Source organism: Streptomyces sp. NBC_01235, assembly GCF_035989285.1.
GTDB lineage: Bacteria > Actinomycetota > Actinomycetes > Streptomycetales > Streptomycetaceae > Streptomyces.
In genome coordinates this window covers 10,920,850-10,932,744 of record NZ_CP108513.1, presented here as the reverse complement: position 1 = coordinate 10,932,744, position 11,895 = coordinate 10,920,850, and the positions used below count along the sequence as shown (strand labels likewise).

At 68.1% G+C, this 11,895-nt stretch carries 11 protein-coding genes and 4 pseudogenes; 4 read left to right on the top strand and 11 right to left on the bottom strand.

Going from position 1 to position 11,895, the window contains the following annotated elements; genetic code table 11:
• Window positions 1–209: 209 nt before the first annotated feature.
• Window positions 210–832, bottom strand: a pseudogene (locus tag OG289_RS48870) (pentapeptide repeat-containing protein); the annotation flags it as partial.
• 5 nt (window positions 833–837) lie between these two features.
• Between OG289_RS48870 and OG289_RS48865 the strand changes: the two are divergent.
• A complete protein-coding gene (locus OG289_RS48865; RefSeq protein ID WP_327320453.1) occupies window positions 838–1,068 on the top strand; it encodes a hypothetical protein in 231 nt (76 codons plus the stop codon).
• A 342-nt stretch (window positions 1,069–1,410) separates the two neighbouring features.
• Here OG289_RS48865 and OG289_RS48860 read toward each other — a convergent pair whose 3' ends face one another.
• Window positions 1,411–2,496 (bottom strand): helix-turn-helix domain-containing protein, encoded by a 1,086-nt coding sequence (locus tag OG289_RS48860; RefSeq protein ID WP_327320452.1) that lies wholly within the window; start codon window positions 2,494–2,496, stop codon window positions 1,411–1,413.
• A gap of 125 nt (window positions 2,497–2,621) precedes the next feature.
• Here OG289_RS48860 and OG289_RS48855 point away from each other — a divergent pair, with 125 nt between their 5' ends.
• Complete coding sequence (locus OG289_RS48855; protein WP_327320451.1) at window positions 2,622–3,071, top strand: YybH family protein; 450 nt, start codon at window positions 2,622–2,624, stop codon at window positions 3,069–3,071.
• A gap of 9 nt (window positions 3,072–3,080) precedes the next feature.
• Here the strand turns inward: OG289_RS48855 and OG289_RS48850 are convergent.
• The 9 genes and pseudogenes from OG289_RS48850 to OG289_RS48810 form a co-directional block, all read right to left on the bottom strand.
• Window positions 3,081–4,289: pseudogene (locus OG289_RS48850) on the bottom strand (NF041680 family putative transposase); the annotation flags it as partial.
• 66 nt (window positions 4,290–4,355) lie between these two features.
• On the bottom strand, window positions 4,356–4,694 hold the full coding sequence (locus OG289_RS48845) for a hypothetical protein (protein ID WP_327320450.1): 339 nt from the start codon (window positions 4,692–4,694) through the stop codon (window positions 4,356–4,358).
• A 47-nt stretch (window positions 4,695–4,741) separates the two neighbouring features.
• Window positions 4,742–5,044 (bottom strand): transposase, encoded by a 303-nt coding sequence (locus OG289_RS48840; RefSeq protein ID WP_327320449.1) that lies wholly within the window; start codon window positions 5,042–5,044, stop codon window positions 4,742–4,744.
• Between the two features lie 439 nt (window positions 5,045–5,483).
• Complete coding sequence (locus OG289_RS48835) at window positions 5,484–5,915, bottom strand: hypothetical protein (RefSeq protein WP_327320448.1); 432 nt, start codon at window positions 5,913–5,915, stop codon at window positions 5,484–5,486.
• A 454-nt stretch (window positions 5,916–6,369) separates the two neighbouring features.
• Entirely contained in the window at window positions 6,370–6,633 is a 264-nt protein-coding gene (locus OG289_RS48830; RefSeq protein WP_327320447.1) for a hypothetical protein, read from the bottom strand.
• Window positions 6,630–7,058 (bottom strand): annotated as a pseudogene (locus OG289_RS48825) (transposase); the annotation flags it as partial. The gene OG289_RS48830 and the pseudogene OG289_RS48825, both read right to left, overlap by 4 nt.
• 161 nt (window positions 7,059–7,219) lie before the next feature.
• The gene (locus OG289_RS48820) at window positions 7,220–8,074 is read right to left on the bottom strand and encodes a helix-turn-helix domain-containing protein (protein ID WP_327320446.1); all 855 of its coding nucleotides are present in this window, start codon (window positions 8,072–8,074) and stop codon (window positions 7,220–7,222) included.
• Window positions 8,075–8,158: 84 nt separating this feature from the next.
• Window positions 8,159–9,120, bottom strand: a pseudogene (locus tag OG289_RS48815) (alpha/beta hydrolase).
• A 304-nt stretch (window positions 9,121–9,424) separates the two neighbouring features.
• Complete coding sequence (locus tag OG289_RS48810; protein WP_327320445.1) at window positions 9,425–9,901, bottom strand: RNA polymerase sigma factor; 477 nt, start codon at window positions 9,899–9,901, stop codon at window positions 9,425–9,427.
• Window positions 9,902–10,077: 176 nt separating this feature from the next.
• Here OG289_RS48810 and OG289_RS48805 point away from each other — a divergent pair, with 176 nt between their 5' ends.
• Both OG289_RS48805 and OG289_RS48800 read left to right on the top strand, forming a co-directional pair.
• Window positions 10,078–10,440, top strand: a complete 363-nt coding sequence (locus tag OG289_RS48805; protein WP_014173936.1) for a MarR family winged helix-turn-helix transcriptional regulator — start codon at window positions 10,078–10,080, stop codon at window positions 10,438–10,440.
• Entirely contained in the window at window positions 10,437–11,870 is a 1,434-nt protein-coding gene (locus OG289_RS48800; RefSeq protein WP_327320444.1) for an MFS transporter, read from the top strand. Before OG289_RS48805 ends, OG289_RS48800 begins: the two co-directional genes overlap by 4 nt.
• Window positions 11,871–11,895 lie beyond the last annotated feature (25 nt).

Sequence of the window (11,895 nt, the reverse complement as noted above, 5' to 3'; positions counted from 1 at the left end):
GACGTGCCAAAGGGCCTCGGCTGCCTGCGAGAGCGGCCACACGCCGAAGTGCTTGCTGCCCGGGATGCTCTCGCTTGAGCAGTAGCCGTCGTCTGCACCTTCCGGCGGGAGGCCGAGGAGGTCAATGAACAGCTTGCGGCTCAGCCGCGGGTCAGCGGCGGCGGCGGCTTCGAACAAACTTCTCATCCTGTCCGTCGCAAGCCTCCGCCCGCAGCACTCCAGTTGGCGCCATGGAGATTGGCCCCGATGAGATCGGCTCCCCTGCGGTCCTTCTTACGGCCCGCGACTTGGCCCGCACCAGTTCACTTGTGCGCAGCAGCAGTGCGTTGGCGGCGCCCCAGTGTGCTGCCACATCCGGCTGCGTGAGTTCCTGGGCGCTGCCGCCCGTGAGGCGTTCGGTCTTCTCCAGCGCGCGGCGCAGTTCGCCGTGGATCGGACGGGCCGGCATCAGTGTCAATGCTTCGGTCAGGTGCCAGAGGATCTCGTGGAGCTGCCGCATGACGGGGAACTCATCGAACATCTGTCGGGCAGTGTGCGGGCCCACCCGCCAGTCCTGTCCACCGAAGGTGACCTGGGAGACCTTCTGTCCCGCGCCGAAGCAGTCGAAGACGGTGCAGCCCGAAGAGCCCCGCTGCCGCAGCTGTGCATGGATGCCGCAGCGGAAGTCCGCTTGCAGGTTTGGGCAGGGCCGGCCGGCATCCTTGTCGATCGCGAAGTCCACCGAGACCGCGAAGGGCAGTGCGACACAGCACAGCCCGAAGCAGCTGCCGCAGTCCGATTGCAGGCCGAGCCCGGCGGCGTCGGGCAACAAGCGTTCGTGCTTCTGGGACACATGTGATGAGCCACGAAACTGGCACCACCGCCCGACAGGCGTATGAGCGCGGGTACCGGGTCGTTTTCGGCTCGGACGTCACGGCCACCGACGACGAATCCCGCCAGGAACCGGAACTCGCGGTACTGCGCAAGGGCTTCGCGCTCGTGCTCACGGCCGATGAGATCGCGGGCCGGCTGGACGAGCGCGGATCGAGCGCCGCGGATTCCCGCCCCGGCCGGCTCACGCCTGGCTGAGGACGGTGCGGCGCAGGACGTCGGGGCTGGCGTTTGCGCCGGTGACAATGCCGCTCTTGCGGGCTCAAGGGCAGCACGCGCGGTGTCACCCACCGCGTCCCCGGCCCGGGAGGTGGTCGGCCCGCGCGATGTCTGCCCGGAACCGGCTCGCACGCCTCTCCTACGGGCAGGTGCCCTGTCCCGCTCCGGTGCCGCCTCCACCGCAGAGGTGAGATGCGGCTCAGCTGACAGACGAGGTACGCGGCGAACCGGCTCACGGCCGGCCTGTTGTGGCGTGGCGCGGCGCTGCTGGCCGGCGCCCGCGCCACGCCCAGTCGAAGCGCCGGGCGAGCAGCCCCGATCTCAATCGCCGGCCAAGCCGTAAGGCGGCCGTCGAAGAGCTGGTCGAACTCGTTGAGAGACGGAAGTGTCATGCACGCGGTGTTCAGGTTTCGTCGGATCGCCGGAGTCGGCGAAGGCCTGGCGGTATGCCTGAGGGGGGATGCCCACGAGTCGGCGGAAGTGGGGGCGCAGGGCGACGGCGTCACTGAAGCCGGTGCGGCGGGCGACGACGTCGACGGGCAGGGAAGTGGACTCCAGCAGGTGCTGGGCGAGCAGTACCCGTTGGGTGAGCAGCCATTTCAGGGGCGGGCTACCTGTGCGGGCGCTAAAGCGCCGGTCGAAGGTGCGCCGGCTCATATTGGCGCGCCGGGCAAGGGCGTCGATGTCGGCGGGCTGGGCGAGGTTGGCCAGCGTGTGGGCGATGACGTCGTCGAGTGCGTCGCCGTGGGCCGCCGGGGGTATCGGTGCGGGGATGAACTGCGCCTGGTTGCCGGTACGGTGGGGGGCAACGACCAGTGCCCGGGCGACGGTGGCGGCGGCTGCGGCGCCGTGGCCGCGCCGCAGCAGGTGCAGGCATGCGTCGATCCCGGCCGCGCTGCCGGCGCTGGTGAGTACGGCGCCCTCGTCGATGTACAGCGCTGCTCCGTCCACTGTGATATCCGGGTAGGTGGCGGCAAGGGCGTCGGCGTACGCCCAGTGGGTCGTCGCCCGTCGCCCTTGGAGCAGTCCGGCTGCTGCGACGACGAAGGCCCCGAGGCACAGCCCAGCGACGACCGCTCCGTCGCGGTGGGCCTGACGCAGCGCAGCCAGCAGCCGCTCAGGTGGGGCGATGCTGCCAGGCTGGTGCCAGGTCGGCACGACGACAAGGCCCGCGCGGTCGATCGCCTCGATGCCGTGGGGCGGCACCAGGGTGATGCCATCGGAGGTGGTGATCGAGGCGTCCTCCACGGTGACGGCCAGCACGGTGTGGCGCGGCAGGTCCGGCTGGTCCAGGCGGAGCCCGAAGATCCGGCCGGGGACGGCCATCTCCAGCAGCGGCAGCCCGTCGGCCATGACGACAGCAACCGTGGACGGGTCCCGATGTGGTCCAAGGGCGTTGGTGGCCATGACTAGATCGTATCGGTGATTGGCATTCTCGCCACTGCTGCTTCCCGCCGGGCCACCGCCAGACTGGGGCATCGCGCCTGTCACACACGGACACGGGCGATCAGACATGGAAGGAAATCGGATAAATGGCGATCCAGTGGGTGGCGGGCGCACGGCGGAGCGGGACGGACCCGAAGGAAGTGGCCGCCGAACTCGTGGAGATGGAAACGGCCGCGCTGCGGCGCTGGGGAGCCGGCGACCCCGACGGCTACCTGCAGATCTGCGATGAAGACGTCACGTACTTCGATCCGTTCATCGAGCGGCGGATCAATGGCCTTGGCGAGCTGACCAGGTACTACGACCGCATCAGAGGACTGGTCCGCATCGCCCGGTTCGAGCTCGTCGAACCTTTGGTGGTCATGGGTGAGGGTCTGGCCGTCCTCAGCTTCAACTTCGTCTCCGAAGGCGGCAACGACCGTTACCGCTGGAACTGCACCGAGGTGTACCGGCACGGGGCCCACGGATGGCGCATCGTGCAGACCCACTGGTCATGGGTACAGCCGCAGCCCTCAACGTCCGAGCCGCCCGCCGCCTGAGCTTGATCATTAACCTCGCTGCTGTTTCAGGCGGACGTGTTCGGTGAGGGTTTCGATTCGTTTCACGGTCTTCCCAGGCTCGTGACGTGGGGCTGGCCTGCGGTTCTTCGAGCCGGGTGGGCGTCCGGGGCCGGGCTTGGAGGATCTGGGCACGTCGGCGGGACGGGCGGTCTTCACGCGGAGGTGGCGGAACCCCCGGCAGACCCGGGCAGGGGTGAGCCGGCGCGGCTCGGACGGCCGTTCCCAGGGGCGGCGGAGGTCCTCGGCGAGGGGCCGGGCGAGGCGGAGTTGGGTATGGACGGCGTTGATCAGCCAGGTCCACAGGCCGGCGGTCGCGGGGTCGCGGACCTTGGGGACGGTCCAGCCCAGGGTCTGCTTGAACAGCCGGAAGGTATGTTCAAGATCGAATCTGCGGAGGAACGCCTGCCAGCGGACACCGACGTCCTGGCCGGTCATGCCGGTGCGCGAGGACCACAACCACACCGGCTTGGGGTCGCGGTCACCGGGCAGATACTCGACCTTCAGTCGGATCAACGTGCCGTGGATCAAAGGGAGTTCACCGCAGTGGTCGAGCCAGGGGCCACGGGCCTGCAACCGGGGGTGCATTCGGTCCAGGCGAGGGCTTCGGCCGTGCCGTAGCGGGTGGTGTCGCACGTCGTGGCCTGGTCGGGGGTGTGCCAGGACTCAGGCTTGGAGAAAGTGAGGACGCCGCCGTGTTTGCGGGGCTGCCCGCCACGCGGGGTGGAGCGCCGCGGTCCGGCATCCCGGAGCATGACCCGGTCCGAGCGCAGCCGGCCGACCAGCTCGACGGGCAGGTCGGCCAGGACGTAGGCGAGGCGGGTGACGTCGTAGCCGGTGTCCATGACGACGAGGATGTCCGCGTCGCCCGGTCGCCACTGCCCGGCGTGCACCAGCCGGGTGACCACCTCGCGCAGCTGGGTGGCGGTCACCGCGGTGGCATCGTCGGGACGGCCCCAGCCGGATCGCATCCAGCACGGCCGTCCACGACGTGCGTCCCGTCTCCAGGGCGGCGACGAAGGAATAGGGCCAGCCGGGGATGAACTGATCCTCGCTGCGGCCCCGCCCGTAGACGTGGCAGAACAGCAGCTCCGGGCTGGTGGGGGCGTCGGGACGCAGCCAGTTGCTCACGTCGACGGCAAGGACGATCCGCCCGTCAGCGGCGCGCGGCAGCGGCGTGGAGGCCAGCAGCCTGCGCAGGATATGTCAGGAAAGCGGTGGCCGTCTGGAGGCAGGGTCCCTTGCATGATCGAGGTCTGTTCGGATTCATCCGGTGAGGCCGAGGGCGGTCAGCAATCTGCGGCAGTCGCGGGCGGTGTAGCGGAGGGCGGCGGCGATGTTGGTGGGACCGTCCTGACGGTGGACGCCGATGGCGAGGTTGCGCAGGCCGGCCATGATGCGCGGGAGGCGGCCGACGTGGATCTTGGAGTCGTCCTCGCGGAAAGTACGGTCGCGGACGTGGTACAGGAGATTTTCGATGTGCCGGTGTCCTCTGATCCAGGCCGCGAGCTGGGGGCCGGTCGCCGTGCCCGGCGGCGGGCTGGTAATCAGGTAGACGCGTTCGACGATGAGCTTGCCGCTGGTGAAGTCCTTCCTCCAGCGCACGACTTGTAGAGCCTGGCGTGCGTCGAGGTGGGCGAAGGCGACGGTCCTCAGCCGCCGGTTTCCAGGCGGTGGTGAGCGCGGGTGCGGTCGTGGTGGTCGAGCGTGATCTCGCGCCAGGGCAGGCGGCGGACGCGGTCGAACAGGCCGGGATGGTTGGCCTTGACCTGGGCGATGTAGTGGGCGCCACGGGTGCGGAGGTAGGTGCCGTGGGCGTGCTGGGTGTGCAGGGCATCGGCGGTGATGACCGTGCCGGTCAGGTCGATGCTGTCCAGCAGGGGCTGGAAGGCGGGGATCTCGTCGCTCTTGTCGGCGACCTGGCGCTGGGCCAGGACGTGACCGGCGTGGTCCATCGCGGCGAGCAGGGTGACGTAGGGGGTGGTGCCGGTGCGCGAGCCGCGCAGGGCCTTGCCCGAACCAGGACGTCCGACGCGACTCCGAACCAGCCCGACGATCCGGACGAACCCCGATCATGCAACGACCCCTAGTGTCAGGGTTGCCTCTGAACTGGGATTCTTGGTTGGACAAGGCAGGAATCACGAATGGGACACCGTATCTGCTGTCACCGATTTTCGCGTACGACGTCGCCCTGAACGCGTACTTCCATCGGGTGGTCCTTCTGGAGTCCTCATGGCACTCCCAGAACAACACCGCTGCCGATTGGGGTGCCACGTCCGCGCTCTACCCACGCCACCACGGCGAGCCGCTGACCTCGCATAGCCAAGGGGCATCCGAAGCCATGGGATGCGGCTTCGGACGCCCCTTGGGCTTGCCCGGGTTATCTAGGTTGTTTTAGGCATAGCCGGTTGCCCAGTCAGAGCAGGGGTCCCAGAAACTGTCTTCGACGCAGACGCGGAACGCAACCGCCCGCCCCTCGCCGAAGTTGTGGTCGAAGGTCACCGGGACACCAACTGTGGACACACCGTGATGGGTTCCCTCTTGGAGTTGTCCGTTGACCTTGATGTACTTGTACTCTAAGTATGTACGGCCAGGGTACGTCTGATTCGACTTCTTGGTCAGGATGAACTTGTCGCCACTTGCCTGGAAGTAGCCGCGAGCTACGAATTCGCCGCCTTCCACGAGATCGGCGTAGGCGTCATTCCCCAGCGCTCCCACAGTGCTTGAAGCTGATGCATTTGAGCTGGCAGCAGCTGGCACCACGGCCAAGCCTCCGATGAGTGCCACAGCGGCAGCACCGATAGTCAGCATGTGTCGTGTGCGCATGTTTCCCCTTTCACTCCTGTTTCATCCTTCGAACGACTCACCGGGACCGGAATCAAGAGCAGCTGGGACACGGCCCATGTAACTCCTCGTTCGCTTTCGTGCTCAGCCAGGACGATCACGGTCACGTCTTCCAGGTTGATGAACCCGGAGATGGGCGGCAATGGTCGGGGGCTGTCCCGGACGGGGCACAGGTGTCCGGCCTGGTCAGAACCTTGTTCGAGTTGTGTCCGGGACAAGCTGCCGCAGTAAATACCGGATTTACTGCGGCGGAGCCCCTACCGTGATCATTACCACCTGCCGCTGGCCACTCCAGCCGCCGCGGCGAGGTGTACGCATTTACTGCGACAGAACCGGAGAGCGGGGCGGACATGGCGATCGAACCAGTGAGCCCTTTCAGCGGGGCCACTCCAGGGAGTTCGCCGAGGCGTTCGAAGCCAAAGGGTGGTCGGGCTGATCACCAGGCCAGCTCGCGCTGGTGACGGTGTCGCAGTTCGCCGAGAACATCACCGACCGGGCGGCAGCGCATCGGGGGCGGTATCCCTTCCGCCAGTGCGCCGTGAGCGATGACCTTCCGGGTGGTGGCCAGGTCCGCGAGTCGCGCTTCGGTCTCGGCGAGGGCAGCGGTCAAGTGCTCGATCTGGTCGCGTAGTTCGCCGGCCCGGGCCGTGGTCTCGTCGTGCTGGGCCTGGAGGTCTGCCAGGAGCTCGATGACGTTCACGCGGCCAGCCCGAGGGTGTCGCGCCAGGTGAGAGCGGGTGTGGTGAGGCGGCGAGTCATGTTCGCGACGGAAGCCCAGTGGACGCGTGAGGCGGAGGTGTCGGGGCGGTGGCCCTTCTCGCGGGCCAGGCGGCGATGCAACATCAATGTTCCGTTGACCTGCTCGACCACCCACCGCTTGGGCTGCGGGACGAACCCTTTGCCCTGGTCTTCGGGGTTGCGGCGGACGACCTCGACGTCGATGTCCATCAGCGCCCCGTGGATGATGACCTCGTCCTTGAAGCCTTGGTCCACCAGAGCCTTCTCCAGGCGCATCCCACACCGTTCGGCAGCCTGGTCGAGCAGGGTGGTACCGGCGGTGTTGTCGTGGACGGAGGCAGCCAGCACGACGACGCCGGTGATCAGTCCCAGAACGTCTACGGCCAGTCGCCAGTCCCCGCTTGCGGCCCGACACCCTCTCCCCAGGACGACACGCCGGGTCCTGAACGGCCCGGCGCCCGCGATGTCCCCAACGGCCTCGGGCGGCTCCTGGACGACCGCGCCAACGTCGAGGATCTTCGCCCTGGTGATCGACGAGCCCAAGTCGACTACGCGCATGACTGCCATTCACGTGGGGACATACCATAGGCGTCGCGGAACACCCGGCTGAAATGCGACGCGCTGCGGAAACCCCAGCGCTGTGCCACGGCAGCCACGGTCAGCCGTCGGTATGACGTCCGGCCCAGATCCTTCCGGCAGAAATCGAGTCTACGCTGCCGCACCCACTGGCTCACCGTGGTGCCGTCGTTCTGGAATAGCTTGTGCAGGTACCGGACAGAGATATGGTGCGCAACCGCGATCGACTGCGGTGACAGGTCCGGATCCATCAGGTGCTCTTCGATGAACGCCCGGATCCGTGCCAGGGTCTCGGCTCCGATATCCGATACGCCGGTTGTCTCCAGTCTGGTCTCCTCTGCAAGGAGTTCCATGACGAGCACGGCGAGGATGTCCACCGCAGTGCGAGCGAGCCGATCTCCGATCCTCGACCTGTGGAGCTCCTCCTCGACAGCGAGCCAGGAGAGAATGACCGAGACCAGCGCGCCCACGCCTTCACCATGCCGCACCGGAACCCCCACGATGCGGCGCAGGTCCGACTCCGATACACCGAGATGGCGCCTGGACACGCGGAAGACCGTCACCTGGCGTTCACCGCCGGACTGCCCGAGGTAAGGCCGGTCGGGGTCGCAGAAAAACAGGTCTCCGGGCTCCAGGGAAACCACCGTCCCGTTATGGGAGATCGCGGCTGCTCCACGTACACACATTCCCAGATAAAGAAATTCCGAGGCGCCCTTATACGGAAGCTTGGAGAGCACGTCGATGAGCGCGGAATCAGTTTCCAAAGAGCGGGCGAATTGTTGCTTGACAGTGGTTTTCGGCATGCGTGTCATCGTCAACTCGGTCATGATGAATCCAACCCTCTCGTAGTATTTGCGCGAGTGGACTATTCCGCTTCGGCGTCGTCGCCGAGATATTCCCGATGACGGACGTCAGCCCGGACAGCAGGAGTGCAGCGCGTCGTAGAGGAATTCGCCGCCCGGCTGGGTCGCGGCCTTGGCGGCGCAGGTGTCCCTCATCGCGTTGAGGATGACGAAGTCATGGATGACGCCCTCATAGCGCCCGGCCGCGGTCGGCACGCCTGTGGTGCGCAGCTTGGCTGCATACGCTTCGCCCTTCGCGCAGAACGTCCGCCTCGGCCACGATGACCAGCGCCTGTGGCAGCCCGCCCAGTTCGTCCAGGCGCGCCCGCAGTGGGGAGGCGTGATCTGCGCGCTCGGCCGGATGGGTCGTGCAACTGGTCCCAGAACCACTTCATCCCGTCGCTGCTGAGGTAGTAGCCGCTCGCGAACTGATCGTGGGAAACGGTGTCGAAACGCGCGTCGGTGACGGGGTGGTACAGCAGCTGCGCCGCGAGCCTGGGGCCGCAACGCTGCTCGGCCAGGAGCGTGGTGGCCGCAGCCATGTTGCCGCCGACCGAATCGCCCACCACCGCGACGCGGTCCGGGTCGAGCCCGTGGGCGGCTCCCTCCTTCGAGATCCACAGCGGCGCGGCGCAGGTCTCTTCAAGGGCCGTGAGGTACTTCGCTTCGGGCGAGAGGCTGTGGTGGACGAAGACCGTCGCGGCGTGCACGCGTACGGTGAGCTCGCGCACGAGCCGGTCACTGTGGGTATGGGCGAAGACCCAGGCGGCGCCGTGGAGATACAGGACCACGGGCTGGGGGCCCTGGGCACCGGCCAAGCGGAAGACGCGGATCGAGACCTTGCCCGACGGGCCGCCCGCGATCGTCAGATCCTCCACGTCCGCTTCCGGCGCCGGGACGTCGCCCTCCTGGACACCGTCCATGACCTTTTGCCCCTCGACCGGGCCCAGGTCATACAGGAACGGAGGGTGCGCGGTCGCGTCGGCGAAGGCCTGCGCGGCCGCCTCAAGAACCGGGGAGACGGTGAACATGCTGCCCTCTTGCTGTGCGGGACGTGCCGTCGAAGGCGGCCTTTAAGTCCTTCACCCTCGCAAGCAGCCTGCTCAGCACGCATCAGTATGTTGACGGTCCATCTCCGGCGGCAGCACGGACAGGTCCCCTTCCCTGTCAAGTCTGCGAGTGTTGCGTTGGGCCTTCCAGATGCCCAGCCCCAGCTCGCACTGGACGTGACTCTTGGTAGTTGATGACACCCATAGCCCGAGACCGCGGTGCCAGCCTTCATGGGCCGCAGAAGGCGGTCTCTCCAGTCGAAACAGGCTCGAACGATCCCGACCGCTAAAGCCTCGGCCGTTGGCCGTGCGTCTCGGCCACCCTGCGTCGCACTCGCCCAAGCCGTGACTCGAAGGCCTTTGCGCTGATGCCGACGAGCTGTGCCGCCTCCGAGATCGTGTAGCCAAAGCCCATCAGGGCAACGCCCTTCCGAACGTTCGTCGGTAGGGTTCCGATGAGCCGGACCACCTCATCTCGGGCTTCCACCGTTGATTCAGGACCGCGCTGAGGACTCTCGATGTCGAATGCCCCGAGAAGGTCCAGGGGCTCTTCCGCCGCCGACCTGGACCACCTTGCGAGCCAACTCCTGTAGATGTTCGGGAAGTCAAGAACCAGCGCGCCGACGAAGTAGGTCGACAGTCGGCTACGGGTCGACTGCCAACGTCCGTCAGCCAGACGCTCACGGAACTTGGGCAACGCCACCAAAACAGTGTCGATGGCAAGTTCGAACCTCAGGTCCGGATCAGACCTGAGCACTTCCATCGCGGCGGGCGTGACGGCCGGCGCGCGCCCGCGCCAGCCATTTCCATAAACTATGAATATAAAAATGCTATGCTTCGAGCGTGAGTCGTCAAGACACCGCCCCTGGCGCGTCCGCCGCCATCGGGGCAGCCCTCTACGACCTGGCCACCAGGGCCGCGAGACGCCTGCCCCGGGACATGAGCCTGACGTCCGCCGCCACCCTGGCCACCCTGGACCGGACCGGCCCGCGACGCATCACCGATCTGGCCGCGGTCGAGGGCGTCACCCAGCCCGCGATGACCGCCCTGGTCCGGGTGATGGAGGAGTCCGGCCTGGTCGAGCGGCGGGGCGACGCGTCCGACAAGCGGGTCACGCTGGTGTGCCTGACCGAGGCCGGCGCCTCCTATGTCCGGACGCGGCGCCAGGCGGGCGTCCACGCGTTCGAGCGGTTGATCGGCGAGCTCACCGGCGACGAGGTCGAGGCGCTGGTGGCGGCCCTTCCGGCGCTGAAGCATCTGGCAGAGCTCGAAAGCCAGGACCGCGAAGGGCCGAAGCAGTGACCGGGCAGCCGGTCGGCGGGGAGGCGGTGAAGGCGTCCCCGGTGGCGCGTTCCGAGGCGCGGCTGCTGGTCCCCGCCCTGATGTTCATCGCTCTGGTCGTGGCGGCGGTCGCCAGCCTCGGGACGCCGCTCATCACCAGCGTGGCGACCTCGTTCCACGTCTCGCTCGGCAGCGCGCAGTGGACGCTGACCGTCGCGCTGCTCAGCGGCGCCGTCGCCACGCCGGTCCTGGGCCGGCTCGGAGCCGGCCCGCACCGGCGGGCCACGATCCTCGCCACGCTGGCGGTCGTCGTCGCCGGCAGCGCGCTCACCGTGCTGCCGCTGCCGTTCGCGTGGCTGCTGGCCGGCAGGGCGGCCCAGGGCGTCGGGCTCGGGCTGACGGCGCTGATGATGGGCGTGGCCCGGGACCACCTCCCCGAGGAGCGCAGCGCGGCCGTGATCGCCCTGATCTCGGTGGTCTCGATCATCGGGGCCGGCGTCGGCTACCCGCTGGCCGCACTGCTCGCCGAGCTCGGCGGGGTACGGGCCGCCTACGGCCTCGGCCTGGTCGTCACCGCCGCCGCCCTCCTGACCGCGTGGCGCTCCATGCCCGAAGCCCCCGAAGGCCGCTCCGCCCACGTGGACGTGGCAGGCGCGGTCGTCCTGGCCGCTGCGCTGCTCCTGGTGCTGTTCCTCGCCGGCGAACGGAATCTGTGGAGCCGGCACCTCGCCGTGGCGGCGGGCCTCGCCGTCGTCGCGGTGGTGCTGCTCTGCGTCTGGGCCGTCATCGAGCTGCGCAGCACGACGCCCCTGGTCGATGTGCGGGCGGTGCGGCACCCGGCGGTCGCCGGGGCGAACCTCGCCATGTTCGTCGGCGGGATCGGCATGTACCTCCTGCTCACGCTCATCACCCGGTACGCGCAGACGCCGCACGGCGCCGGCTACGGCTTCGGGCTGACGACCTTCGTCGCCGGGCTGGTCCTCATCCCGTTCTCGGTGCTGGGGTTCGTCGCCGGCAAGCTCACGCCGCGGGTCCGGACGCGGATCGCCGACCCCCTGCTCCTGGCCGGCAGCGCCGTCGTGGTCGGCGGCGGGTTCGCCCTGTTCGCGGCGGCCCGGTCGGACCTGGCCGAACTGTTCGCGGCGATGGGCGTGCTCGGCTTCGGCGTCGGCGGCTTCTCGGCCGCGATGCCCGGCGTCATCCTGGCCGTCACCCCCAAGAGCGAGACGTCGAGCGCCATGAGCTTCAACTACGTCGTCCGCAGCGTCGGGTACTCCCTGGGCAGCGCCATCGGCGGCCTGATCCTCGCAGCGGGCACCGGCCCCGGCCACCTCTTCCCCGACGACAACGCCTACACCACCGCGGCGCTGGTCGGCATCGGCGCCATGGCGATCACGACGCTGACAAGCCTCGCTCTCGCCCGCCGACGCTCGTCCGAGACCAACCCGTAAGTCAGATGCACTCATCCCAACACTG